Origin of the sequence: Paenibacillus sp. LK1 (assembly GCF_002750415.1) — a bacterium.
GTDB classification, from domain to species: Bacteria; Bacillota; Bacilli; order Paenibacillales; family Paenibacillaceae; genus Paenibacillus; species Paenibacillus taichungensis.
Genome location: NZ_PEII01000010.1, coordinates 83,932 through 109,786, shown reverse-complemented (window position 1 = coordinate 109,786; position 25,855 = coordinate 83,932). Strand labels below are relative to the sequence as shown.

The following is a 25,855-nucleotide window of genomic DNA, read 5'->3' as shown; positions in this document are numbered from 1 at the left end:
TTTAATGTCATTTAATAAACTGTGTATATATGGATTACACCAAATCAAACAATCTAGGAAAGCGGGGAGATTCTCGTGCTGCTTCCACAAATTAAACAACCCAGTGATCTAAAGTCGATGTCTCAGGATGATCTCGTTCTTTTGTCGGCAGAGATCCGGCAGTTTCTGATTGAGAAGCTGTCCGTTACAGGGGGCCATCTCGCACCCAACTTAGGAGTGGTTGAGCTCACGGTAGCCCTGCATTACTGCTATAACAGTCCAGTGGACAAAATGATCTTTGATGTAGGGCATCAGGCATACGTACACAAGGTGCTAACGGGGCGAATGGATCGCTTCGATACACTGCGTCAGCATAATGGCCTATGCGGATTTGTTAAACGTAACGAGAGTGAACATGATGTATGGGAAGCGGGCCACAGCAGTACATCATTATCTGCTGCGATGGGTATGGCGCTTGCCCGTGATCTCAAGGGTGAAGACAATCAGGTGATCGCGATGATCGGGGATGGAGCGCTTACAGGTGGTATGGCCTTTGAAGCTCTCAATCACATCGGTCATGAGCAGAAAAAACTGATGGTTATCCTCAATGATAATGAAATGTCCATTGCTCCGAATGTCGGGGCTATGCATAAATATTTGAGCAAAATTCGTTCCGATCGCCATTATTTGAAAGCCAAGGATGACGTGGAAGGAATGCTCAAGAAAATTCCTGCCATCGGGGATCGTTTGGCCAAATCGGCGAGCTGGATTAAAGATAGTGTCAAATACATGATGGTTCCAGGAGTTTTGTTCGAAGAGTTGGGCTTTACCTATTTAGGCCCCATTGATGGACACGACATTCCGAAATTGATTGAAACGTTCAAACAGGCGGATAATGTGGATGGACCTGTAATGGTTCATGTGCTGACAACCAAAGGTAAAGGCTATCAGCCAGCTGAGGCGGATTCACACAAATGGCACGGAATTTCTCCGTACAAAATTGAATCAGGTCAAGTGCTTAAAGCTGTAGGAAAACCGATGTACACGGAAGTGTTTGGTAAAACGTTGATTGATCTTGCCAAGCAGGATAAACGAATTGTAGCGGTAACACCAGCCATGCCAACAGGTTCAGGTCTCATTCCTTTCAGTAAGGAATTCCCTGATCGCATGATTGATGTGGGTATTGCCGAACAACATGCAGCAACCATGTGTGCAGCACTGGCAATGGAAGGCTTAAAACCTGTTTTTGCCGTCTATTCGACGTTTATGCAACGTGCGTATGATCAGATTGTACATGATATTTGTCGTCATAACGCCAATGTCATGTTCGCCATTGACCGTGCCGGATTTGTCGGTCCAGATGGTGAAACGCATCAAGGTGTGTACGATGTGGCGTTTATGCGTCATATTCCGAATATCGTTCTGATGATGCCTAAGGATGAGAATGAACTGCGCCATATGATGAAGACGGCGCTTGAATATAATGAAGGTCCAATTGCTTATCGTTATCCACGAAACAATGTTGTAGGCGTGCCTCTTGATGATGAACTCATTCCGATTCCAATCGGTACATGGGAACAGCTTCGTCCATCTGAAGGTTATGCTATCGTCGCTTCAGGATCAATGGTACAGCTTGCTGAAGAAGCTGCAGAGACGGTTAAAAGAGAAGGCATTACGGTTGGCGTAATTAACGCCCGCTTCCTTAAGCCGCTTGATGAGCAGATGCTGCGTGATCTGGCAGTTCGAGGCACGAAGTTAATTGTGCTTGAAGAAGCATCACAAGCAGGCAGTATGGGCAGTGCAGTTCTGGAGTTTTATGCAGAACAAGGGCTACACGATGTTCATGTGCAACTGATGGGCATTCCGGATCGATTCATTGAACATGGCAGTATTGAGGATCAAAGAGCTGAAGTGGGACTCACGGTTGAGAATGTGAGCTCAGAGCTGCGTAGTATGGCAGCCCAATCTTCATATGGTATGTCCAGAACTCGGTTCCCTTCATAGAATGGAACAATCAGAGGAACTGGAGCACATTATTGATTAATCAGGATTACTACATGATAGGAGAAAGACATGTCACTCCCGAAAGAACGAATTGATGTTCTGCTGGTTGAGCAAGGATATTACGAAAGTCGTGAGAAGGCAAAAGCTGCAATCATGGCTGGACTGGTATATGCAAACAATGAGCGGATTGAAAAAGCGGGCATGAAGATTCCACGGGAAGCCGAACTTAAAGTAAAGGGTTCAGTACATCCCTATGTCGGTAGAGGCGGATTAAAGCTTGAAAAAGCGATCCGTCACTTCGATCTCGATATGAATGGACTTGTGATGCTCGATATCGGTTCATCCACAGGTGGATTTACCGATTGTGCCTTACAACATGGTGCCTCTCATGTATATGCCATTGATGTAGGTTATAACCAGCTAGATTGGTCACTCCGTAACGATGAACGGGTTACTGTAATGGAAAGAACCAATTTCCGTTATGTGACTCCCGAAGATCTACATGGACCTGTGCCGAATTTTGCCAGTATCGATGTATCCTTTATTTCGCTTAGAATTATTTTGCCGCCGCTGCTGGCACTTCTAAAGCAACCGGCAGACATTGTGGCGTTAATTAAACCTCAGTTCGAAGCAGGCCGTGAGAAAGTCGGCAAGTCCGGCGTCGTTCGTGATACTAAGGTTCACAAGGACGTTTTGCAGACGATGCTTCGTTTCGCCAATGAGCTTGGATTAAAGCTAAAAGGTTTAACATTCTCGCCGATCACAGGCGGAGAAGGAAATATTGAATTTCTCGCTCACTGGCGTCTGGAAGAACCAGAGGCAACACAACAAGAGAACGTTGAGGCTTCACTTGATGCACTTGCAGATCAAGTTGCAATGGAAGCTGCCCATACATTTACAGGAAACTCATCATAAGATGAGTTTCTTTTCGCTGGAAAGGTGACATTCTAAAAGGAAATCGGTTGTCGAATCTCGAATATGTCTTCGAGGTGAGCGATGATGGATGGGCAATATGACACAATTGTTATTGGTGTACTTGCTGTCTGCTTGATTTTATGGCTGTTCTTTGGCTTTCGGAATTGGGTTAATCGTCCGATTCCAGTAAGCTTGTCGGGTATGCAACTGAATTTAGAAATTCAGGATTCACCGGCAGTGGATCTGCTTGAAGCGGAAGGATATGAAGTCATCGGAGGTAAAATGAAAATCCCTTTAGCCTTTGAAGCGGATGAATCCGTTTATTACAGCAGGCTTTTCATTGATTATGTAGCAGAGCGGGATGATGAGAGATATCTGGTGAAGACGTCCCGTCGCAGGCAACCTCTTGAACTTACTGGACCCTCCCTGCGAGATCGCTTCCTGTATTATTTATTGTTATATCCCGGTTGTGAAGGGTTGCTGTATGTGGACATGGAGGAATCGAATATCAAGGTAATCAGGCTCATGGATTATCAGGAAGACGTGTACGATGGAGATGATCTGGACTAAGGGTATTTATGAAACCTGAGAGTTGTTTATATAACGAATGACGAATTGCAGGATGACAAACTTTAAGGAAATAAGAATTAGCCGTTTTATGTAATACATTGAACTATTTTAACTGGAGGCATGTATGAAAGGACAACGACACATTAAGATACGTGAAATCATTAGTCAAAACGAAATTGAAACCCAGGATGATCTGGTTGAAGCATTGCGTAAATCCGGATTTCAGGTGACTCAAGCCACTGTATCACGGGATATTAAGGAGCTTCTTTTAATCAAGATCCCCATGGATGATGGACGATATAAATATTCACTGCCTACAGACCAACGATATAATCCGATTCAGAAACTGAAACGTGCCCTCGTGGACAACTTCTTACACATCGATCATACAAACAATCTGGTCGTGATGAAATGTTTGCCTGGCACAGCTAATTCCATTGCTGCCTTGCTCGATAATATTGAGTGGACGGAAGTGATGGGAACCATCTGTGGAGATGATACCATACTCATCATCTGCCGGACGGAAAGTAACAGCGTGACCGTAATCGAGCGGATTATGGGTTATATTTCTTAGAATATAATGGTTCAAAAACATAATTTCTGAGTGAGTCATCCGGAGGTGTTTTTGCAGATGTTAGTTACATTATCGATTCGTAATCTGGCTGTTGTAGAAGAAGTTGATGTTGTTTTCCACCCGGGCTTCCATGTATTGTCTGGTGAAACGGGAGCGGGTAAGTCAATCATTATTGATGCCTTGGGTCTAATTGCTGGTGGACGAAGCTCTGCCGATCTGATCCGCTATGGATGTGAGAAGGCCGAGATGGAGGCTCTGTTTGAAATGGAGCCAAGCCATCCGGTATGGGAAACGCTGGAGAAGCTTGGCATCCATTGTGAGCCGGAGGAGCATCTGGTGATTCGCCGTGAACTGAATACTCAAGGTAAAAGTACATCTCGTATTAATGGCCAATTGGTCAATTTGACGATGCTCCGTGAAGTCGGAGAAAAATTAATTAATATTCACGGACAGCATGAACATCAAAGTTTGTTGCGCGCAGAAAGCCATCTGGGGCTTCTGGATACATACGGGGCAGCAATCATCGGTCCAGTCAAAACGGAATATCAGGAACGCTACAGTAAGTTTATTACTGCGGAAAAAGAACTACGTGCACTTCAGGAGTCAAGTCAACGTGCGTATCAATTGCTGGACATGTACCGGTTTCAACTTGAAGAGATTGCAGCTGCTTCTCTAACACAGGGCGAGGATGAATTACTCGGAGAAGAACGGGTCAAACTATCCCATAGTGAGAAAATGATGGACAGTGTTGCTGGCGCATATGATCTGCTTAGCGGTCAACGTGGGTTAGAAGCAGTAAGTATTGCATTGTCACGGATTGAAGATATATCGGGATATGACAGCAAAGGGCTACAGCCTATAGTTGAACAGCTACAGTCTGCATTTTATCAGTTGGAAGACGCGACGTTTCAGTTGCGTGATTATCGGGAGAAAATTGAATTTAACCCGGGTAGATTGGAAGAAGTGGAACAGCGACTGAATCTGATTTCTGGCCTCAGACGGAAATACGGAGACAGTGTGGAACTTATTTTGAATTATTATGAACAGATTAGCCATGAAACCGATCAGCTGGAGAACAAGGATGAACGTCTGGAGAAGCTGCGTAATGAACGTGACAAATTGCTCAAATTAGTCATGGAGTCTGCCGAGGAACTTAGCCGTGTTCGTAAACAATGTGCCGAGGAACTTGCAGCGCAGGTGGAGAGTGAGCTGAAGGATCTGCAGATGGAGAGAACGACGTTACGAGTTCAGATTACGCCTTTTGAAGATGCAAAAGGGATTGAGTGGAATGGGCGTCGTATTCGTCTCACGCGTCAAGGTGCAGATAATGCGGAATTCTTGATTTCTCCGAATCCAGGTGAGCCTTTACGTCCGCTCGGCAAGATTGCTTCCGGTGGTGAGTTGTCCCGAATGATGCTCGCGATGAAGAGTATTTTCGCACGCCATGACCGGATTCCAGTTTTAATCTTTGATGAGGTGGATACAGGTGTGAGCGGAAGAGCAGCACAATCCATTGCGGAAAAATTATACCGTCTGTCTTCTACTTGCCAAGTTTTCTCTATTACTCACTTGCCACAGGTCGCTTGTATGGCCGATCATCAGTATCTCATCGAAAAGCATGTGTACGACGGACGCACGATGACACAAGTGGAATCGCTGTCAGACGAAGGCAGAGTGAAGGAATTGGCACGTATGCTGGGCGGTGTGGAAATTACAGAAAAAACGCTGCATCATGCACAGGAAATGCTGAATTTGGCGGAAGCCAAAAAAGGGTGAAACGAGCGGCTGGCGTAATGATTGACAGTAATAAAAGCCTGGGGGCGAGGTTATCTTATAGGTACGCAATTGGCGACCACCTTTCGTCAAGCGAAAGAAGCAAAGGGAGTGTGACAGCCATTGAATTCCCCCCTCAGGAAGAAATTGCTAGGTCTTTTATTTGCCTTCTTTCTATGTGTGATTAGCCAGGCCATTCAGCCTGTGCAAAGTTATGCTTCATTGCCTGATGAACTCCAGGTATTTGCAGGCAGGCAGGCAGACGTTCATCTCGCTGTACCGGCTGCTTCAAGCGCTGTCGTGGATCGTCCTGACATCGTCGGTTTTGATGGAAAGGAAACTGCGGTTCACGTAACGAAGCAACAACCTTTGCATCTTCATCCCCAACAAACGGGACGTGCCAAATTAACGTTGAAGTTGTGGGGCAAAATTCCGGTAAAAACGGTTAACGTAAACGTGATTCCGGATTTGCGTGTAGTACCCGGGGGACAAACCATTGGCGTCAAAGTAAAATCCGCAGGCATTCTCGTTGTAGGGCACCATCTGGTTCGTTCTGGACAAGATGAACGTGTATCCCCTGGAGAATCAGCAGGCATTAAGCTTGGAGATCTGATTACCCATATGGACGGTAAACGCCTTGATGGTGTATCGGGTGTAGCTGAAGCGGTTGAGCTTGCAGGCAAGAGCAAAAAAGGAATTGATGTCGTTTTAAAACGCGGTAAAGAAACGGTTAAAACCCGTTTGACACCTGCTTATGACGCTGAAGACAAAGCCTGGAGGCTGGGTTTGTACATTCGTGACTCCGCCGCAGGTGTAGGAACATTAACCTTCTACGCTCCGGATCAAGGCGTATATGGCGCTCTGGGACATGTCATTACGGATATGAACACGCAGACCTCCATCGTTGTCGGTAGTGGTCAGATTGTTCAGTCCAATGTAACGTCAATCTCTAAGAGTGAATCCGGTGATCCGGGTGAAAAACGAGCTCATTTCCTGAAAGAAAGCAAAATTTTGGGCAATATTGAACGTAATACGGCTTTTGGTATCTTTGGTAAAATGTCCGGAAATCCTGAACATAGTTTGTATTCAAAAGGGATTCCTGTTGCTTTCTCTCATGAAGTAAAAGAAGGTCCGGCAGAAATTCTCACAGTTGTTGAAGGTCAGCAGGTTGAGCGTTTCTCAATTGATATTGTTCACGTAGCAGACCAATCCGAACCGGCGACCAAAGGTCTGGTGCTTCGTATCACAGATCCGAAGCTGCTGGATAAGACCGGGGGCATTGTACAAGGCATGAGTGGCAGCCCCATTGTTCAAAACGGAAAACTGATTGGAGCTGTGACGCATGTGTTCGTCAATGATCCGAAATCAGGTTATGGCTGCTTCATTGAGTGGATGTTACAAGATGCAGGAGTCATGATGAAAAAGGAACATGCAAAAAACCTTAAGGCGGGTTAACCTCCTTAAGGTTTTTTTGTCGAATGCAAACATATAATATCGGATAATGAAATAAATTATTTATTATATAGCAATGAGAAAAAAAAATAAAGAAAAATAATTTTCGACAGAAGGAATTTCCTCTCCTATGTCGAAAATTTAACCTGTAAGGAAATGTACGAAACGATGTTTAAATTAAAGGAGGATACCGTTTTGCAAAAAATTGAGGTATTGCTGGCCGATGATAATCGTGAATTTACGAATTTGCTTGCCGAATATATATCCGAACAGGAAGATATGGAAGTAACCGGAATTGCTTACAATGGAGAAGAAGTGCTGCAGTTGCTGGAGCAGACTCGCGATGTACCGGATGTACTCATTCTGGATATTATTATGCCTCACCTGGATGGACTGGGTGTACTGGAGCGTCTGCGCAACCTGAATCTGTCTCCACAGCCCAAAGTCATTATGCTTACGGCTTTCGGACAAGAGAATATCACGCAGCGTGCCGTGCAACTCGGAGCTTCTTATTACATCCTGAAACCCTTTGACATGGAAGTACTCGCGAATCGTGTACGTCAACTGGTTGGCACGCAAACTACGATCTCCACAGGTGGTGGTGGCGGTTCATCGATGTTCATGAACAAGTCCAACGTGGTGCCGATGGGTAAACACAAAAATTTGGATGCAAGCATTACGTCCATCATACATGAAATCGGCGTTCCTGCGCATATTAAAGGATATCAGTATTTACGCGAAGCCATTACTATGGTGTATAACAATATCGAAATTTTGGGTGCTATCACGAAAACCTTGTACCCAGCGATTGCCGAAAAGTTCAAAACAACACCGTCTCGCGTCGAACGTGCCATCCGTCATGCCATTGAAGTGGCTTGGACACGTGGCAACATCGACAGCATCAGCCACCTGTTTGGCTATACAATCAATATCAGCAAGTCGAAACCGACGAACTCTGAGTTCATCGCGATGGTTGCTGACAAGCTGAGAATTGAGCATAAGGTGTCCTGAAAGGATCAGGAATAGTGATTATCTAAACAAATAAATTTAACTTATTTACACATAAGGAACACCACGTTTTTGTTGAGTTTTTCAAGACCAATAAAAACGTGGTGTTTTTTTGCGCGAAAAATATGTAAATCATTTTTAGAATAATGAAGCATCCTTTATTAAACAGGAGCGATTGGAATGAATCTTTATCAGATATATATTTGGAATGATGAAATTTTTTACAAACTTTTACTTGCAGTTAACGCTTTCTCAGCAAGAAAGTGGTACGATGTGACCACTGACAAGATACACATTATAGGTATAAAGGATGAATTATATGAGGAGAACGGCTTTTTTCAGTAAATACATAAATGAACTATACAATTCTTTGAAATATGTAAATAAATCATTTCAACAATCCATGCTTAGTTACAGGCAATTCACCGGACTGCAAAAAATTATGCGTAATAGAATGCTTACTACATATTTTCAACCAATCTTGAATCTGCAGAATGGGAGCTGTCTTGGATACGAGATATTAAACCGTCCTCCCATCTCTAATCTTTTTCCAAATGCAGAATCTTTTTATCAATTCATTGGTCATACGGATCAGGTGTTCACGTTTGAACGCTTCTGTCGTGAGATTTCGATTGAAAGATTCAGAGCCTCTTTAACGACAGAGCGTTATCCCGACAATACCGTCGTTTTTTTGAATATACATCCTCAGGTTTTAGCCGATACCACATACCGCAGTGGAGAAACAATCAGTCTATTGAACAGTTATGGTCTTTCCCCTGAGCAAGTGGTCTTCGAGTTAACCGAAAAACAGGCAGTCCAGGACTATGTAGAATTCGAACGCATTCTTTCGAATTATCGCTCACAGGGCTTTCGGATTGCCATTGATGATGCGGGTTCCGGATATAGCAGTCTGAAGGCGATTGTAAGTCTAAAACCAGATTTTATTAAATTGGACAGAGCACTGATTAGTCGAGTGGACACACATTCGGATCAGCAGCACATTGTAAGAATTCTTAAACAATTTGCTGTCGACTCGGGGACGAGTATCATCGCTGAAGGCATCGAGCGTTACGAGGAAATTCAATTTTTGCGATATGAAGGTATCGAATACGGTCAGGGTTACGCACTTGGAAGGCCTGACACAGTATTAAGGCCATCTCCATTATCTTTTCCATAGGGGATATTAAAGATTTAAAAGTAGATGGTATGGCTATGTATAAAGGAGGCGAATGGTATATTTACGCAAATAGGTGAGATAGCCGATACGATTCCTATAGTAGCGCCTGAAACAAAATGTGATATCGTCTACCATCTTTTTAAATCCAATCCCAATCTGGAAGGTGTAGCTGTTATGGGAGAACAAGGTGTGTCATTAATGATGCGTGCTCGTTTCTTCCAGCAGATTGGTACACAGTATGGCTATAATTTGTATATGGGACGCCCGGTGGAACTGGTTATGAACGCCCGGGCACTAGTCGTCGATTACGCTGAACAGATTACGGATGTAAGTGTTCTGGCTATGAATCGATCTGAAGAAGAGTTATACGATCTAGTTCTTATAACAGCTGAAGGCATTTTGAATGGAGCAGTTAGTATCCGACGTCTGCTGCTCGCTGTGGCTGATGTTCGTGCCGAGATGGCTATTTTTATGAATCCCTTGACAGGTCTTCCAGGTAACCGAATTATAGATGAACGATTGTATCAGTTACTTCAGCTTGATTATTTTAGTGTTCTATACATAGATTTGGATCACTTTAAATCCTACAATGATAGCTATGGGTTCAAAATGGGGGATCAGCTCATTCAAGCTACTGCTAATCTGCTCCGGAAACATTTTGTTTTTCCAGAGGCTTTTCTTGGCCATATCGGTGGAGACGATTTTATTGTGATATTAAATCATCATGAATTTAGACGCGTTTGTGAAGAAGTGATCACAGGTTTTGAGCAGATCAAGGGTACGTTTTACAATCAGGAGGACTTGGATAATCAATATGTTTTGGGCGAAGGGCGTTCTGGACTGAACCGACCTATATCGCTTGTTTCGGTGTCGATCGCTGTGGTCACGAACCACAGACAACAGTATGAAAACATTGATCAAATTGTGAGTGAGGCGACGCGGGTTAAAAAAGTATGTAAATCGGTGAATGGCAGCATTATTTGTGCAAATGAGGAGGTTGTATAAGCAGGTAATGTCAGGAAAAACATTAGATAAGGAAAAAAACGTTATTTACAGGTAGAAGAGACCTGTAAATAACGTTTTTTTTATTGGAGAATAGTTATCTATTATGTAAGCTATTAAACCCGAATGTCCAACGATGTATAGGATGGGGCAGGAGATGCATTTGATTGCGTCTCTTGGATTTTTCCAGGTTCTTTATCATTCTCCGTATCGTTGGAAATCTTCGATTTGTTTTCGGTCTTATTTTCTTTATTTACTTCCTTATCTTCATTTGCAGGAGATTGTGGAGTAGAATGGATAGCTTCTGTTGGTACCGGTTGGTTGATTTATTTTAATTTTTTCCCGATGGACTGATCAACCTTTCGGATTTGAGAATCAATCTCTTGAACCATCTCACGCTTCATTTGAAAAACAGTTTGTTCAGCGTTCTCCAGCATCATCGACTTGCCCATATCGTTTCCAGCGTCATTATCGAGAACGATCCGGTCGAAGCGGGTTTCCCCTTCTAGTGTTTGAATGGACCCGACCATGCGATCACGCAAACCTACCAGTTTGCCTAACTGATCATAAGTCTGGCTATGTTTGATTAGATGACCCATTACAAGAAGCAAATGAAGATACGCTTGCTAATAAGTTCACTTTCACTTCTTTGTTGCTTACTTGCTAATAATAATTGATAATGGTTATCAATAAGTGAAGGACTGTTTAGTCAATCTATTTAGACGGAGTTGGGTTAATGAAATGTGGAATAATTATTACATACTCTGGAACTATGCTGCTGTGAGTATTGCGGATATACGTTATATGGAGTTGGGGCCAACTGAGGAGCTAACATATAAATTTCCTGCGAGCACGTTTGTATTCACCATCCAGGGTAAAGCCTATGTAACCATAAACGACCAGAAGCATGAAGTAAGTCGTTTTTATGTTCTTCATGGTGGAAAGGGAAGCGTACTGCATATTGAAGCTGGACAATCCGGACTGAATCTGTTTTACCTTATGTACAAAGTAAGTCTGCCAAGTGGAGGAAGAACCGATTTGGGCAACATGATGGAGCGCATGAATCCATTTCAGTTAACCTATGGTTTTGCCCCCAATTCACCAGTTGTGCTGTATGAGCAAGTAAAACAGATACACACGTTTTGGAATCAAAAGAACCCCATACATCATTTTCAGGCAAAGAGCCTGTTTTACCCTTTTGTAGAGAAGGTATCAGCACAAATTCCTCATGCTGCAACTCGCTATTCCGTTACGGATCAGGTCAGTAAAGTCATTGAAATTGTGGAATCCTCTTATGCGGAGTCATTGACGTTGCATGTTTTGGCTGAGAAGGTCGGCAGCAGTCCCAGAAGTCTGTCCCGCAAGTTCAAGCAGGCCACGGGTTATAGCCCAATTGACTATTTGATTCAGTTCCGTTTGTTCAAGGCCAAGGAGATGCTGCTGTACACCGACGCTACATTAGATGAGATTGCAGCAGGTATCGGTTATCCGGACGGATATTATCTGGGACGTATGTTCAAAAAACATACAGGCCTTTCTCCACTTCAGTTCAAGGAGAAAACATCCGGTCCCCTAAAGTGGCCTGATCTGACATCGACCTTGGCTCGAAATGACATTTCCAGTGGAAGAGCTGGAAGGTATGTTTATAACGATGATGATAATCATTATCAATATAAACACGGAGGGTCATTGTACATGAATAGACAGACAAGAACGGGAATGCTGCTTAGTATTTTATTAAGTCTCACTTTACTGTTGAGTGCCTGCTCGACAGGGGCAACTAGTAATTCTGGGGGAGAAAATGCGGGAAGCAAAGGGGCTTCGAGTGCCACCAGCACAGTAACGGCAGATAGCCAATCGAACAATTCCGAGCCTCGGGTCATCTCGACGGTTAAAGGAGATATCACGGTCCCGGCTGAACCCAAGCGAATTGTAGTTGATTTATATTTGGGAAGTCTGATTGCTTTGGGAATCAAGCCAGTCGGTACACCGGAAATGAACTTGAAAAACCCCTATTTTACCAAATCTCTTGAGGGTGTAGAAAATATTGGTGAATACGAAACCATTTCTCTTGAAAAGGTATTGGAACTTCAACCAGACCTGATTGTCACAGGTGATCCTGATTTGTTTGATTCTTTTAGTAAAATTGCGCCTACGCTTGTTGTTCCTTATGGTGAGTTGAAAAATACCCATGAAGAGATCGCTTATTTCGGTAAAGCATTGAACAAAGAAAAAGAGGCCGAGTCATGGTTGGCCGATTACGACGGACGAATTGCGGACGCCAAGAAGCGTGTCAGTGAAGCAATCGAATCAGATGCAGAAGTATCAGTTATGCAATTTTACGATAAAGCACCATTAGCTTTTGGTGATAATTTTGGGCGTGGAGGTCAGGCTGTATACAGTGCTCTCGGATTGAATCCTCCAGCAGACAAAAAGGAGATATTAATGAAAGATCAGCTTGTTGAAGTTTCGTCCGAATCCATACCCGAATTTGCCGGTGATTACATTATTCTTACGGCAGAGAACCTGACTGTAGAGGAATTGAAATCTAAGCCAGTATGGAGTTCACTTGATGCCGTAAAGAATAATCGTGTGTTTATCTGGAGTCCGGATCGTTCATGGTACTTTGACCCTATTGCAACGTTGGATCAGACCGAGGAATTGGCAGCTTGGTTCACGAAGACAGCGGATCAAAAGTAAATCTTTCGGATCATTGGTTGGTGAAATTGAATCCTGGTCAAAATACAGTTGATAATGAAAATTATTATCATCTATAATGAGGGATAATAGTGAACCACTATAACGCTTCGGTTAAGGATGGTTTGCAGAATAATGATCTTGTACAAGGTCTTTATTCCTGGTGAGACTAGGATTGGAGAGTAATCGATGCAATTAAACGAACAGATGCATAGCTGGAATCACGCGGCTGTTAAAATTCTGGATATACGCCGGATCGTCATGGAGGCAGGGGAGATACAGGAATCCTATTTGCTTCCGGCAAACGCTTTTATATACAGCATTCGGGGTGCAGCACAACTTATATTGGATGGGAAAACACACGAAGCACAGCGATTCTGTATTCTGCATAGTGGTAAAGGGTCATCACTGGATATTCGGGTGAGCGAAAAGTTTGAATATTATTTGCTGTTCTACAGAGCATTCCTTGCGTTCCCAACTCATCGTAAAACATGGAGGTTATCACAACCTCCTCAGGTTCAGGTTGCTCCGTTCTCTTTGCAATATGGGTTTACGCCGAGCAATCCTCTTGCTATATTACGCTATTTTGGTGAACTGGAGAAAGCATGGGATCAGGCGAGCAGATTGGACTTGCTGCAAGTGAAAAGTTTGTTCTACCAATTCATTCATGAGCTGTTGTTTCAATTGGCAGAGCAGGAGGTCAGGACAGTGCTTCCAGACCCTATTGAGCAATCACTTCGCTACATTCAGCAACATTATAGGGAACAGGTGACTTTGGATTTTTTGGCTGAACAATTCAACTACAGCTCCCGTCATTTATCTATGCAGTTTAAACGAAAGACAGGACACAGCCCGATTGATTATCTCATTCAAACGAGACTGACCAAGGCCAAGAATCTGCTTGTGCGATCCGATGCAACCCTGCGCGAAATCGCGGCAGAAGTGGGATACACGGATGTGTATTATTTCAGCCGCATTTTCAAAAAACATGTGGGCCTATCTCCCACACTCTATCAGCGGAAAATAAGAGACCAGACCCTGGCAGAGGATCATCCATTACAATTCTCCGAATCGTCCATTGGCTGGAGATGGAAGCGAGGATATATTGATTATGAGAATCATTATCAATATATAGACGGAGGGTCTACATCAATGAAAAGAAGAAAAGCAAGCTCCAGCATGATTTTGGTTGCACTTTTAAGCATCACAATGCTTTTATCGGCATGCTCCGCTGGCACTGCAACAACAGCAGCTACGGGTGAAGGAACGAATACGAATTCATCTACGAGCACAGCCACATCTTCATCATCAGAATCAGGTAATCAAACGAACAATGAAAATGGAACACGCACGATCTCCACGGTTAAAGGTGATGTTGTTGTTCCGGCAAATCCTAAACGGGTGGTTGTACTTTATCTTCAAGGAGATGTTGTAGCGCTAGGAATTAAGCCTATTGCGACGTCTGACGTTTTTGATGGGGCTGCATATAAGAATGAGCTTGAAGGTGTAAATTCACTGGGCACCTGGTTTGAACCAAACCCTGAGGCTGTCATTGATCTGGACCCGGATTTGATCATTGTTCCCTCAGAAGAGACTTACACGCTATTGAAAGATATTGCACCAACGGTGTATGTCCCATATGAGAAAATGACAACGGAAGAAAGACTTCAGAGTATCGCTAGCATTTTCGGCAAAGAACAGGAAGCAGACGTTTTAATCGACAATCTTAACAGTAAAGTTGAAGAGAGCAAGAAAACACTTGCTGATGCAGGCATACTGGACAAAACGGCCTCCATCGTCGAGGGTGGACTGAAAGAGATGGTCATTGTAGAAAGTAAGCAGTACGGCCGAGGATCTCAGGCTATATACGAGTACTTGGAAATGAAAGCACCTGAAGCGGTCCAGAAAAAAATTGACGTCGTTTCCGACGCGGCAGGTTCGACCTTGTCCATGGAAGTTCTTCCTGAATATATGGGAGACTACGTATTTCGTTCAGTATATGAAGGCGCAGATAACCTTAACGATAACCCAATCTGGAATAGCATACCCGCTATCAAAGAAGGCCGTCTAATCGAAATTGACTTTGATTTCTTCTATTACTCGGATATCTATTCTATCAACAAGCAAATCGATTTCGTTGTCGAGCATCTATTGGCAGCTTCCAAAGTTAAGTAATCAACAAATAAATAACCGATAGTAGTTTTGTATAAGAAATGTTTGAATTTTAGCCATTGTAATTTGATAAGTTTCCCATTAGACTAGGAAAAGAGTGATAATGAGAATCGATATCAAATAGTCGAGTGCTTTGGACCGAACTGATGGAGGTAACTACATGGATCAGCATTTGGAATTATATGATGTAACAATTATCGGCGGGGGGCCTGCCGGCATGTATTCTGCATTTTACAGCGGGATGCGTGATATGAAGACCAAGTTGATTGAGGCGCGGGATAGATTGGGTGGTCGCATGCTCTTTTATCCAGAGAAAATGATCTGGGACGTTGGCGGCGTCACTCCAATTCTGTGTGAAAATTTGATTAAACAGCTGGAAGAACAGGCGAGAACATTTGAGCCAACGATTGTGTTTGAACAGCAAATTGAAGGATTCGAGCGTCAGCCTGATGGCACGATTCTGCTGACATCGAGTACAGGAGAACAACACTGGACACGTACCGTCATATTGGCGATCGGGTATGGTATATATAAAATGGCGAAGCTGGAGCTTGAAGGCGCTGACCGTTATGAGGTTACCAATCTTCACTATACAGTACAGGAGCTGGAGCCTTTCCGTGGCAAACGGGTACTGATCTCTGGTGGGGGTGACTCCGCTGTAGATTGGGCCAATGAGCTTGAAGCACTGGCAGAACAAGTGACGGTAGTGCATCGTCGTGACCGTTTTGGTGGATTGGAGCGTAATGTACTGCGGATGAGAGAATCCTCAGTAGATATTCGTACACCATACGCCGTTGATACCCTACATAGTCAAAGTGGGGAGATCATCGAACAGGTGACGATATCCCATGTTGAGACAGGTGAGAGTGAAGTCCTTGATGTGGATGCGATTATCGTTAACCACGGCATGAAGAGTGATTTTGGCCCGATCCGGGATTGGGGACTTGATCTTGGTGAATGGCATGTCACTACAACAGAGAAGCTGCAAACAAATATTCCAGGCGTCTTCGCTGCAGGAGACTTTGTAGATTACGGAAGTAAACTGTATCTGATTGCTGGTACATTTACGGATGCTGCCCTCGCGGTAAACAGTGCAAAACTGTATATGGATCCTGAGGCGGATAAAGTTGCCTATGTGTCTTCCCATAACAGCCGTTTCAAGGAGAAAAATAAAGCACTTGGTGTTGTGGAAGAATAGAATCTCTTCATATAATTCAACTCCAATTGTTCAAATCAAACGAAGTAGTTCTGGCTAATGCCGGAACTGCTTTTTTTTGTTTCCATTTTCGGTATGAACCTCCTCGAATTGCACAACATAGAACAGGCACCGGAATTGAACATGCATCATCAACTGTCTATAATGAGCCTTAGAAGTGAGGAGAAACATCAAGAAACGTCAAACAGATTAGAGTGGAGTGCACAATATGAAAAAAGAATCTCAACGTATATCCACATTTATTCATCGGTGGTTCAAAGGCCCTGAGAAAAAACGGATCAAATGGTCGGAAGTCTATCTCGCTGTTGCTGGAAAAATGCATCGACTATTGGTGGAGGGCCGGCGCGCACGTTCAGCGGCCAGAAGACTGCATCAGGATTTGCCCATTACCGCTTTAGGCCAGATGAAGCTGGAGCCGGGAGATATTTTATATACGCCAAGTTCAGAATCAACTTATTACGCTGGGCATATGGGGATTATTGGACTCGACGGTAAAGTGTATCACGTACACCCTTATGGACCTGTGTTTGCCGATTCCTTGGATTGGTACATCACCCGCTTTTATGAGGGAGATCGTTTCATTGTGTTTCGTTCCCATTTCAATCAGGCTGGTGTGAAGGCAGCGCAGTGGGTACAGGATCATTACAAGCAGGTGAAATTTTACCGATTGCAGACAAATCTGCGCAGCATTGAACGAAACTATTGTTCCAAGTTTATATATCAGGCGTACCAATTTACAACTGGACTTGATCTGTGGAGTCGAAAGTTTGTGAAGTTGAATCAGGGATATATCTATCCGTTTCGAATTGAGCGCTCACCTGAGCTGGAGGTTCTTGGAACGTTTTATAAATAAGGCAAGTTAACCGACGGAAGTTCCTTTCTCCTACAAGAGGTTTGAGGCAGGTTCTGTCGGTTTTTTTTGTATGTGTAGAGATCAAAAACAGGAAAAAGGCTCAAAACGTCGAATAGATTATGAGATAGGCATGCACAACTTGGAGTCGTATACATAACCAATGCAGGATCAATTTTTGCCCAAGCATAAGCAATTTACCCCTTAGAAGGCAAACAAGGAAGAGAGAGAAAGAGATGAAATGGCTGAACTTTGTACGCAGGTTCAAATCAAACTCAAACGTAGTAAACCTATCCGATTACACTCCTAGGAAGGAAAGGAGGCAATATTGTTCCATCTGTAGTAAAAAAGTGAAGTCCATCGTGCATTATGCGACTTCCCAGGGAAATGTTGCAGGTGTATGCAGTTCTTGTAAATCAGTGGCGGAACATCGAGGAATGTTACCCATTTAATAAGGAAGAGATACGCTCAGGAAATAACATTGCTTTGATTTATGAGCGTTTTTGTAGTACATTAGCAAATGTATTCGAAGGAGGATTCTAATGTACTCAGGTAGACAAGACGATACTTTATACATCATGACCTACACCTTAAACAGCGGTATCAAGGGTACGGTTCCACTGTCAAATAAGCAGATTATTGAGTGGCTGGATTGCTACAGAAATGAGAAGCGCTTCGTGACCGAAATCGGCAAGGAGTTTTTTGGATTGAATGCAGGATTGGTAGCAGATTTTAAAGTTCAGAATCATTTATCGGATTATCAGCAGACAATTATGCCTACACAGCAGCAGGATAACATGGAACGCTTGTCCAGCGCATATAAATCAACCGAGTTATTAATGAAGATTGATTGTAAATGTGGCACGGCATATGTTACGGAATCTCCATATAAGCGCACCAAATGGTATTGCACCAAGTGCAAAGAGATTGTATTTTTGGATGCCAAAAAAGGAATGGTAGAAACGTCGCGTGGCGACGCTTACTACATGACCAACAAATATTTTGTTTCCCGGGACTAGCGGGAGATGACGAATGGAAAGCATCGCTGTGAGGCGGTGCTTTTTTGTGTGCACAGAAAGAGCGCGTGACCGAGATATGGAGAAGTATATTAAGGGCATGCTGGTAAAAAGGAGTTATAATAAAAAAAGCCCACAGGGGCTTTTTTTGAAATCTCAGGAAACCTGTAGCAGCAGATACCGCCGATCAGAACCTATAGATTGATTATTGAATAACTAAGTCAGCTCAGCATTCAACTTTGTGAGGAGGAATGAAGCAGCAGCGACAGCGCGGCTCATAAGCTTCTGAATCGCCAATCATGACGACTGGTCCAAGCGTTACAGGCTCTCCATTAACGATACGCTGGGTGAAAGCCGCATCCGGGCTTCCGCATACGGCACAGAATGCCGACAGTTTCTCAATGTCATCAGCCATGGCGAGCAAACCGCCTACATATCCGAATTCCTTGCCACGGTAATCCATATTCAGTCCATCCACAATGACATGTTTGCCACAGTAGGCTAGCTCGGAGACCAGTTCCATGATGGCACTGCTGAAAAATTGCACTTCATCAAATGCAACAACATCAGCATCTTTGGTCTGAGTCAGGATCATTTCTACGGATTCCGGGGTCAATTGCCGGGGAATGGAATGGGCAGGCAGACGATAGCCGATACGGCTAACGATCTCGTCTTGGGCAAACCGATCATCTTCGGCAGGTTTGTAAGCAACGACCTTTTTACGGCCAAATTGAATTAATTTCTGACAACGGCGAATGAGTTCACCGGATTTTTCACTAAACATAGGTCCTGTAATTACGGTAATTCGTCCTGTTTGCACAGTTCTGCTACTCCTCTCACATGCGGGATTCAACAAAAAAAAGCGACCATTACAGAGTACCACAAAATCTTTAGTAAGAGCCAGAACTAATCTAAGCAGCTTTGTGTTACTATATGGATTGTTAAGCTGTTGGTTACGGCAGTGTAGTGCATAAGCCAGGAGCGATTGAAAAGAGGTGTTAACGATGAGTGAAGCATTATCCGAATTACAAGAGCGATATGAACGTTTGAAAGGGCAGTCAGTCCTTGACGAAGCTACGCAGGCGTTGTTTGCAGACTTGTTCGCTGAAGCGGAGCGGCTGCAAGCCAGTAATCTGACGTTGCGCAGAACGATTCTGAAGTCCTCTTCCAAAGAGTCGCGCATGTCTACCAAGCTGCGGGATGCATTATACGAATAACCCGGAGATTACTCCGGGTTCTCTTCTGTCTGCAATTTGCGGGGAAATAGAATACCTGCTGTAATTCTGGCAATCATGGCGAAGGTGAGCCCGATACCTGCAAACATATAGATGACCGTAAATGCCTTGCCGAATCCGGTCGATGGTACAAAATCCGGATGTCCCACCGTTGTTAGAGTTACTGCGCAGAAGTAGAGGGCATCAATCCAGTGCAGACCTTCAACACGAGTATAGAATAACGTGCCCGAGAGAAGTGTCGCCGCAGTTAATACAAACAGAGCCAGGAACTTCTGGTCCTTGAAGGCATGGAAAATGCCTTTAAGCAATCTTTTTAGTGTAATGATAAACGAGACCATGTTGATCCATCCTGTCTATGGAAGAGTGGGCATTGTGCATATTCAAGATACTAACTCTGAATTTATGCAAAATACCTGTTTGAATAAATAAGCATTATACCTGATCAAGTAACGCATATAAAGGCAGATGTAAGGTTGGGATGTTGAAATGTTGCGGAGCCAGAAGAAATGACAAAAAGCCCGGACTCAGGAAGTCGTACCGGGCGTCTCTGCTTTGTCGGCTGATGGTGTGTTTTTTGAACGAAAACGGGGTCCTACATAATTACGCTTGCGGTCACGGAACAGAATCCAGCCTCCCAGAAAACTCATGCCTGCGGCGAACAGGACAAGTCCTCCACCAAAGGAGAGCCATTGAAAACCTGGTGAGATCTGCTCGTTCCCATGCTCGGCATAATACAGGAAAAGGGCGTCCTTCATCATTAGAAAACCCTTCATTGCCATTAACCCGGGAATGACCAGAACAATAATCGCCACAAATCGTGCAAAGATCAGTCTAGTATTCATCACCATTAAACTCCTTCTGCCTGAGGTTGACGTAAAATAAAGGTTGCGCTTACAGGTCATACCTGATTCCATCATAGCTTGGTTTTCAGAAGCTGTCCATGCGTTTCAGGGTCAAATTTTGAGTTGACTGCTCAAGGGGAGTACAATGGAATACAGATAACGTCTATGAGAAAGAGAATCATTTGAATCATCATCTTACAAATATATTGAAATTGTATTGAAATTATATGGATAGAGGAGAACATTAAAGATGCCAATTACATGTGATGTTGCCATTCTTGGAGGAGGAACGGGAGGGTACGTTGCTGCCATCCGTGCCGCACAGTTAGGAAAACAGGTTGTTATTATCGAGAAGGATAAGCTAGGGGGCACCTGTCTGCATCGTGGCTGTATTCCGAGCAAGGCGTTGCTGCGAAGTGCGGAAGTGTACGCTGAGATACAAGAGAGCGAAATGTATGGGATTGAAACTGCTGGAGCAACACTTGTATTTCCGAAGGTTCAGGCGCGCAAGGATGCAATTGTGGAGCAGCTTCATCAAGGTGTGCAGTATTTAATGAAAAAAAATAAAATTCAGGTCGTACACGCTAAAGGGCGCGTAATCGGACCTTCCATTTTCTCCCCTCAGAGCGGTGCTTTGGCTGTCGAGTTTGAAGATGGCGAGATGGATACGGTTGTGCCAACCAACCTCATTATTGCTACCGGGTCTCGCCCACGGGTACTGCCAGGTCTTGAGCCAGACGGCCGATACATCATGAGCAGTGATGAGGCTTTGCGAATGGATGAATTACCAGCATCTCTGATCATTGTTGGTGGTGGCGTAATTGGCCTCGAATGGGCCTCCATGCTGAATGATTTTGGCGTCGAAATTACAGTTGTTGAAGCTGCTGCTCATGTATTGCCAGCAGAGGATGAAGATGTAGCCAAGGAAATGCAGAGATTGCTTGGGAAACGCGGTGTTCGCTTCCTAACAGGCGCTAGCGTTCTGACAGAGACATATAGCATACAGAAAGACGGTATTCAGATTGATGTCAAGCTGGGGGACGAGAAGCAAGAGACCCTGAAAGCGGACAAGATGCTGGTGTCGGTTGGTCGCCAGGCCAATGTCGAAAATATCGGACTCGAAAATACAGATATCAAACTCGAACGCGGGTTTATTGCCGTGAATCAACATCTTCAAACGGGTGAGGGACACATTTATGCAATCGGCGATGTCATCGGCGGATTACAGCTAGCACATGCAGCGAGTCATGAAGGCATTTTGGCAGTGAATCATCTGGCGGGTGAAACGGTACATGCCGTCGAATCACATCGAATCCCGCGCTGTGTCTATACTCGTCCGGAAGCAGCGAGTATCGGATTCACGGAGCGCGAGGCCAAAGAGCGTGGTTATGAAGTGAAGACAGGCAAGTTCCCGTTCCAGGCGATTGGAAAATCTTTGGTTCATGGAAGTCGGGATGGATTCGTGAAGGTAATCGCGGATGCTAAGACGAATGATATATTGGGAGTACATATGATCGGTACCCATGTGACGGAACTGATCGCTGAAGCCTCTTTGGCTCAAATGCTGGATGCCACACCTTGGGAAGTGGGACAGACGATCCATCCTCACCCTACTTTATCGGAAATCATGGGTGAAGCCATGTTGGCAGTAGACGGAAAATCGATTGGAATGTAAGCCGGACAGGCTTATGAGAAAGGTCCTTTCCTTTTTTGGGTAAATGGGATTATAATAAGGTTAAGCCAAGTCTTAGTACCAGGTTATAAGATCGGGTAGTAAGACGGGCATAGGCTCTGATTAAAAGGAGGTACCTCATATGAGTTCAAAAGGTACTGCAGACGCGGTCCATCGGCATGAACAGCTGGGACTTAGCGATGGTGAAGTATTGGATATGTACAAATACATGCTGCTCGCACGCAAGTTTGACGAGCGTTGCTTGCTCTTACAGCGGGCCGGCAAAATTAACTTTCACGTATCCGGTGTAGGACAGGAAGCTGCGCAAGTAGGCGCTGCATTCGGTCTGGACCGGGATCACGATTATTATTTACCGTATTACCGCGATTATGGCTTTGTACTGGCGGTCGGCATGACTCCACGTGAGCTGATGCTGTCTGCTTTTGCGAAGGCGGAAGATCCGAATAGTGGCGGCCGGCAAATGCCGGGTCACTTCGGTCACAAAAAGCTGCGGATTGTAACGGGCTCCAGTCCAGTTACGACACAGGTTCCGCACGCTGTAGGGTTTGCATTGGCTGCCAAAATGAAGAAGGAAGAGTTCGTTTCTTTTGTAACTTTTGGTGAAGGGTCAAGCAACCAAGGAGATTTCCACGAAGGTGCCAATTTCGCAGGTGTTCATAAACTTCCTGTGATCATTATGTGTGAGAACAATCAGTATGCCATCTCGGTGCCAATTCACAAGCAGCTGAGTGGGAAAATATCGGATCGTGCACTAGGTTACGGGTTCCCGGGACTGCGTGTAGACGGAAACGATGCGCTGGAAGTATATGGTGCAGTCAAAGAAGCTCGTCGCCGCGCAATCGCTGGTGAAGGACCTACACTTATTGAAGCGATGATGTATCGGTTGTCTCCACACTCCACTTCCGACAATGATCTGGCATACCGGACCAAGGAAGAGGTTGAAGAGAATTGGAAGAAGGACGGCGTGCTTCGCATGAAGAACTATCTGATCGATTGCGGCATCTGGGACGAAGCCCGGGATGCGGATCTGGCTTCCCAGCTTGCGCTGGAAATGAAAGAAGCGACTGAATACGCAGACAACGCGCCATATCCGAAACCTGAGGACACTCTGACGCACGTTTATGCGGACAGCGAAGAAGGGGGACGGTAAGTATGGCGGTTATGGAATATATTGATGCAATCCGTCTCGCGATGAAAGAAGAGATGGAGCGGGATGAAAATGTCTTTATCCTTGGTGAAGATGTCGGGGTTAAAGGCGGTGTGTTCACTACAACCAAAGGGTTGCAGGATCAGTTCGGCGAAATGCGTGTCATGGACACACCTTTGTCCGAATCAGCGATTGCAGGTGTAGCTATTGGCGCTGCGATGTACGGTATGAAACCTATTGCCGAGATGCAATATTCGGATTTCATGCTGCCTGCAACAAATCAGATTATTAGTGAAGCGGCCAAAATTCGCTATCGCTCCAACAATGACTGGAGTTGCCCGATTGTTATTCGTGCGCCAATTGGCGGCGGTATTTTTGGTGGGCTGTATCACTCCCAATGTCCGGAATCGATCTTTTTTGGCACACCAGGTCTGAAAATTATAGCTCCATACTCGGCATACGATGCGAAGGGACTGCTCAAAGCAGCCATTCGCGACCCGGACCCGGTTCTCTTTTTTGAAAATAAAAAATGTTACAAGCTGATCAAGGAAGATGTGCCGGAAGATGATTACATCGTTCCAATTGGTAAAGCCAACGTGCTTCGCGAAGGAGCAGATATTACAGTTATCGGGTATAGCCAGCCACTTCATTTTGTCATGCAGGCTGCCGAAGAGCTGGAGCGTGAGGAAGGCATTACTGCCCATGTACTGGATCTGCGCACATTGCAGCCACTTGATCGCGAAGCCATCATTGCATCCGCTCGTCTGACTGGCAAAGTGCTGATTGTGCATGAAGACAATAAAACTGGTGGTGTAGGAGCGGAAGTTGCGGCTATCATCAGTGAAGAATGTCTGTTCGAGCTGGATGCGCCGATTCAGCGTCTCTGCGGACCGGATGTACCGGCAATGCCGATTAGCCCAACATTGGAGAAATTCTATATGCTGAGCAAGGATAAAGCCAAGGAAGCGATGCGTACACTCGCCGAGTATTAAGTCGTGTAGTGAGATAGTTTAAAAGCAAAGTTTGGAGTGATATAACCAATGAGTATGAAATGGATCGAGGTCATTATGCCGCAGCTGGCGGAATCGCTGGTCTCGGCTACCATTGCCAAATGGTTGAAAAAACCGGGTGACCGGGTTGAACAATACGAACCGATCTGTGAAGTAATTACGGATAAAGTCAATGCAGAGATTCCATCAACCGTTGATGGAATTATGGGTGATTTGTTGGTCGAGGAAGGTACGACCATTGCGGTTGGCGAAGCCATCTGCCGCATGCAGGTAGCTGCTTCTGATGCGGAAGCAGCAGAACAAGTAACCCAAGCTTCGCAGCAACAGAATGGTGATCATGTTCATGCACAACAAAGTGCGAACTACGTACCTGCTGCTGGTGCAGCGAGTACAACAGGTCATGATCCCAATCAGCCGATGCGTAACCGCTATTCTCCTGCGGTTCAATCCCTTGCAGCTGAACATGGTCTGAACTTGCAGAGCATTCAGGGCACTGGAGCAGGTGGACGGATTACACGTAAGGATGTACTGGCTGTCATTGCACAGGGTGGAAACGCGGGCGCAACGTCTGCACAGTCTTCTACTGTAGCAGGACAGCAGGTCTCTTCAGCAGCACCTTCAGGTTCTCCTTTCAGCGGATTGAATCGGGGGAATGCAGACTTGGGCGCATCTGCCGGAGAAACAGTTCCAGCAGCTGACGCAGGCGTTCCTGTGAGACATTCCGGTATACATCTGACCGAAAGTCCGAAAATTCCGCAAATCGAAGTAGAGGGTGGCGGACAGGGAAGATCCGAATACTTCATCGACGTTACTCCAGTTCGTAATGCCATTGCTCGTAATATGCGTCAAAGCGTATCGGAAATTCCTCATGCGTGGACGATGATTGAAGTGGATGTGACGAATCTGGTGATGCTGCGCAACAAACTCAAGGATGAGTTCAAGCGCAAAGAAGGTATTAACCTGACGTATCTGTCCTTTATGATGAAGGGTGTCGTCAATGCCATTAAAGACTACCCAATCATGAACTCCGTCTGGGCTGTTGACAAAATTATTGTCAAACGGGATATCAACCTGTCGATGGCAGTGGGTACAGAAGACTCTGTACTTACACCTGTAATTAAACATGCTGATCAGCGCAACATCGCTGGCCTAGCTCGTGAAATTGATGAGCTGGCACGCAAAACTCGTGAAGGCACGTTGAAGCTGGACCATATGCAGGGCGGAACATTCACGGTTAACAATACCGGATCATTTGGGTCTATTCTGTCACAACCTATCATTAACTACCCGCAGGCAGCGATTCTTACCTTTGAGTCGATCGTCAAGAAACCTGTGGTCATTAATGACATGATTGCTGTCCGTTCCATGGCGAACCTTTGTCTCTCCCTGGACCATCGTATTCTGGATGGAGTCATTAGCGGACGGTTCCTGCAACGTGTAAAAGAGAATCTTGAAGGATACACCATGGAATCGAACGTGTATTAAGAGAGAGCAAGTGCATCATTTCAATGAGTTACAAATGA

General features: G+C 44.7%; 23 protein-coding genes. 19 read left to right on the top strand and 4 right to left on the bottom strand.

All coding sequences use genetic code 11. From position 1 onward, the window contains the following. Positions 1-75: 75 nt before the first annotated feature. From dxs to CS562_RS21690, 9 genes are all read left to right on the top strand, one after another. A complete protein-coding gene (gene dxs, locus CS562_RS21730; protein ID WP_076291883.1) occupies positions 76-1,983 on the top strand; it encodes a 1-deoxy-D-xylulose-5-phosphate synthase in 1,908 nt (635 codons plus the stop codon). A gap of 69 nt (positions 1,984-2,052) precedes the next feature. Further along, positions 2,053-2,898 (top strand): TlyA family RNA methyltransferase, encoded by an 846-nt coding sequence (locus CS562_RS21725; RefSeq protein ID WP_076291884.1) that lies wholly within the window; start codon positions 2,053-2,055, stop codon positions 2,896-2,898. Between the two features lie 84 nt (positions 2,899-2,982). Further along, entirely contained in the window at positions 2,983-3,468 is a 486-nt protein-coding gene (locus tag CS562_RS21720) for a hypothetical protein (RefSeq protein WP_076291885.1), read from the top strand. 124 nt (positions 3,469-3,592) lie between these two features. Beyond that, entirely contained in the window at positions 3,593-4,042 is a 450-nt protein-coding gene (gene ahrC / locus CS562_RS21715) for a transcriptional regulator AhrC/ArgR (protein ID WP_063565708.1), read from the top strand. A gap of 57 nt (positions 4,043-4,099) precedes the next feature. Further along, on the top strand, positions 4,100-5,818 hold the full coding sequence (recN, locus tag CS562_RS21710) for a DNA repair protein RecN (RefSeq protein ID WP_076291886.1): 1,719 nt from the start codon (positions 4,100-4,102) through the stop codon (positions 5,816-5,818). 120 nt (positions 5,819-5,938) lie between these two features. Further along, positions 5,939-7,270 carry a SpoIVB peptidase gene (gene spoIVB / locus CS562_RS21705; protein ID WP_076291887.1) on the top strand — a complete coding sequence of 444 codons (1,332 nt, stop codon included), beginning with the start codon at positions 5,939-5,941 and terminating at the stop codon, positions 7,268-7,270. 192 nt (positions 7,271-7,462) lie between these two features. Beyond that, the gene (spo0A, locus tag CS562_RS21700) at positions 7,463-8,278 is read left to right on the top strand and encodes a sporulation transcription factor Spo0A (RefSeq protein ID WP_076291888.1); all 816 of its coding nucleotides are present in this window, start codon (positions 7,463-7,465) and stop codon (positions 8,276-8,278) included. A 316-nt stretch (positions 8,279-8,594) separates the two neighbouring features. Further along, the gene (locus CS562_RS21695) at positions 8,595-9,452 is read left to right on the top strand and encodes an EAL domain-containing protein (protein ID WP_099858202.1); all 858 of its coding nucleotides are present in this window, start codon (positions 8,595-8,597) and stop codon (positions 9,450-9,452) included. Between the two features lie 174 nt (positions 9,453-9,626). Next, positions 9,627-10,457, top strand: a complete 831-nt coding sequence (locus tag CS562_RS21690) for a GGDEF domain-containing protein (protein ID WP_257219576.1) — start codon at positions 9,627-9,629, stop codon at positions 10,455-10,457. Positions 10,458-10,780: 323 nt separating this feature from the next. On the opposite strand, the gene CS562_RS21685 is transcribed toward CS562_RS21690, so the two are convergent. Then, positions 10,781-11,065 (bottom strand): hypothetical protein, encoded by a 285-nt coding sequence (locus tag CS562_RS21685; protein WP_099858201.1) that lies wholly within the window; start codon positions 11,063-11,065, stop codon positions 10,781-10,783. A 130-nt stretch (positions 11,066-11,195) separates the two neighbouring features. On the opposite strand from CS562_RS21685, the gene CS562_RS21680 reads away from it, so the two are divergent. From CS562_RS21680 to CS562_RS21660, 5 genes are all read left to right on the top strand, one after another. After that, positions 11,196-13,154: an AraC family transcriptional regulator gene (locus CS562_RS21680; RefSeq protein ID WP_076291891.1), complete on the top strand. Its 1,959-nt coding sequence runs from the start codon at positions 11,196-11,198 to the stop codon at positions 13,152-13,154. A 186-nt stretch (positions 13,155-13,340) separates the two neighbouring features. Continuing rightward, positions 13,341-15,326: an AraC family transcriptional regulator gene (locus CS562_RS21675; RefSeq protein ID WP_076291892.1), complete on the top strand. Its 1,986-nt coding sequence runs from the start codon at positions 13,341-13,343 to the stop codon at positions 15,324-15,326. Between the two features lie 157 nt (positions 15,327-15,483). Then, positions 15,484-16,521, top strand: coding sequence for an NAD(P)/FAD-dependent oxidoreductase (locus CS562_RS21670; protein WP_076291893.1), 1,038 nt, complete (start codon positions 15,484-15,486; stop codon positions 16,519-16,521). Positions 16,522-16,747: 226 nt separating this feature from the next. Beyond that, the gene (locus tag CS562_RS21665; RefSeq protein WP_099858200.1) at positions 16,748-17,392 is read left to right on the top strand and encodes a hypothetical protein; all 645 of its coding nucleotides are present in this window, start codon (positions 16,748-16,750) and stop codon (positions 17,390-17,392) included. Positions 17,393-17,931: 539 nt separating this feature from the next. Next, entirely contained in the window at positions 17,932-18,408 is a 477-nt protein-coding gene (locus CS562_RS21660; protein WP_024630975.1) for a hypothetical protein, read from the top strand. 223 nt (positions 18,409-18,631) lie between these two features. On the opposite strand, the gene CS562_RS21655 is transcribed toward CS562_RS21660, so the two are convergent. Continuing rightward, the gene (locus CS562_RS21655; protein WP_024630974.1) at positions 18,632-19,225 is read right to left on the bottom strand and encodes a thymidine kinase; all 594 of its coding nucleotides are present in this window, start codon (positions 19,223-19,225) and stop codon (positions 18,632-18,634) included. Between the two features lie 184 nt (positions 19,226-19,409). Here CS562_RS21655 and CS562_RS21650 point away from each other — a divergent pair, with 184 nt between their 5' ends. Further along, the gene (locus CS562_RS21650) at positions 19,410-19,622 is read left to right on the top strand and encodes a hypothetical protein (protein WP_076291895.1); all 213 of its coding nucleotides are present in this window, start codon (positions 19,410-19,412) and stop codon (positions 19,620-19,622) included. 8 nt (positions 19,623-19,630) lie between these two features. Here the strand turns inward: CS562_RS21650 and CS562_RS21645 are convergent, their stop codons facing one another. Together CS562_RS21645 and CS562_RS21640 are read right to left on the bottom strand one after the other, a co-directional pair. Then, positions 19,631-19,978: a potassium channel family protein gene (locus CS562_RS21645; protein WP_024630972.1), complete on the bottom strand. Its 348-nt coding sequence runs from the start codon at positions 19,976-19,978 to the stop codon at positions 19,631-19,633. Between the two features lie 186 nt (positions 19,979-20,164). Further along, a complete protein-coding gene (locus CS562_RS21640; RefSeq protein ID WP_076291896.1) occupies positions 20,165-20,488 on the bottom strand; it encodes a DUF2627 domain-containing protein in 324 nt (107 codons plus the stop codon). Positions 20,489-20,732: 244 nt separating this feature from the next. Here CS562_RS21640 and lpdA point away from each other — a divergent pair, with 244 nt between their 5' ends. The 4 genes from lpdA (at position 20,733) to CS562_RS21620 (ending at position 25,817) form a co-directional block, all read left to right on the top strand. Beyond that, complete coding sequence (lpdA, locus tag CS562_RS21635) at positions 20,733-22,157, top strand: dihydrolipoyl dehydrogenase (protein ID WP_099858199.1); 1,425 nt, start codon at positions 20,733-20,735, stop codon at positions 22,155-22,157. A gap of 139 nt (positions 22,158-22,296) precedes the next feature. Then, positions 22,297-23,325, top strand: coding sequence for a thiamine pyrophosphate-dependent dehydrogenase E1 component subunit alpha (locus CS562_RS21630; protein ID WP_099858198.1), 1,029 nt, complete (start codon positions 22,297-22,299; stop codon positions 23,323-23,325). A gap of 2 nt (positions 23,326-23,327) precedes the next feature. Next, positions 23,328-24,314, top strand: coding sequence for an alpha-ketoacid dehydrogenase subunit beta (locus CS562_RS21625; RefSeq protein ID WP_024630968.1), 987 nt, complete (start codon positions 23,328-23,330; stop codon positions 24,312-24,314). Positions 24,315-24,362: 48 nt separating this feature from the next. After that, positions 24,363-25,817 carry a dihydrolipoamide acetyltransferase family protein gene (locus CS562_RS21620; RefSeq protein WP_076291898.1) on the top strand — a complete coding sequence of 485 codons (1,455 nt, stop codon included), beginning with the start codon at positions 24,363-24,365 and terminating at the stop codon, positions 25,815-25,817. Positions 25,818-25,855: the final 38 nt, after the last annotated feature.

Coding starts and splice junctions, on each gene's coding strand:
- lpdA (WP_099858199.1), top strand. CDS start 20,733: ATGCCAATTACATGTGATGTTGCCATTCTTGGAGGAGGAACGGGAGGG.
- recN (WP_076291886.1), top strand. CDS start 4,100: ATGTTAGTTACATTATCGATTCGTAATCTGGCTGTTGTAGAAGAAGTT.
- CS562_RS21680 (WP_076291891.1), top strand. CDS start 11,196: ATGTGGAATAATTATTACATACTCTGGAACTATGCTGCTGTGAGTATT.
- CS562_RS21625 (WP_024630968.1), top strand. CDS start 23,328: ATGGCGGTTATGGAATATATTGATGCAATCCGTCTCGCGATGAAAGAA.
- CS562_RS21670 (WP_076291893.1), top strand. CDS start 15,484: ATGGATCAGCATTTGGAATTATATGATGTAACAATTATCGGCGGGGGG.
- CS562_RS21675 (WP_076291892.1), top strand. CDS start 13,341: ATGCAATTAAACGAACAGATGCATAGCTGGAATCACGCGGCTGTTAAA.
- CS562_RS21640 (WP_076291896.1), bottom strand. CDS start 20,488: ATGGTGATGAATACTAGACTGATCTTTGCACGATTTGTGGCGATTATT.
- CS562_RS21690 (WP_257219576.1), top strand. CDS start 9,627: ATGGGAGAACAAGGTGTGTCATTAATGATGCGTGCTCGTTTCTTCCAG.
- CS562_RS21720 (WP_076291885.1), top strand. CDS start 2,983: ATGGATGGGCAATATGACACAATTGTTATTGGTGTACTTGCTGTCTGC.
- ahrC (WP_063565708.1), top strand. CDS start 3,593: ATGAAAGGACAACGACACATTAAGATACGTGAAATCATTAGTCAAAAC.
- CS562_RS21630 (WP_099858198.1), top strand. CDS start 22,297: ATGAGTTCAAAAGGTACTGCAGACGCGGTCCATCGGCATGAACAGCTG.
- CS562_RS21645 (WP_024630972.1), bottom strand. CDS start 19,978: ATGGTCTCGTTTATCATTACACTAAAAAGATTGCTTAAAGGCATTTTC.
- CS562_RS21650 (WP_076291895.1), top strand. CDS start 19,410: ATGAGTGAAGCATTATCCGAATTACAAGAGCGATATGAACGTTTGAAA.
- CS562_RS21620 (WP_076291898.1), top strand. CDS start 24,363: ATGAGTATGAAATGGATCGAGGTCATTATGCCGCAGCTGGCGGAATCG.
- CS562_RS21695 (WP_099858202.1), top strand. CDS start 8,595: ATGAGGAGAACGGCTTTTTTCAGTAAATACATAAATGAACTATACAAT.
- CS562_RS21665 (WP_099858200.1), top strand. CDS start 16,748: ATGAAAAAAGAATCTCAACGTATATCCACATTTATTCATCGGTGGTTC.
- CS562_RS21725 (WP_076291884.1), top strand. CDS start 2,053: ATGTCACTCCCGAAAGAACGAATTGATGTTCTGCTGGTTGAGCAAGGA.
- CS562_RS21660 (WP_024630975.1), top strand. CDS start 17,932: ATGTACTCAGGTAGACAAGACGATACTTTATACATCATGACCTACACC.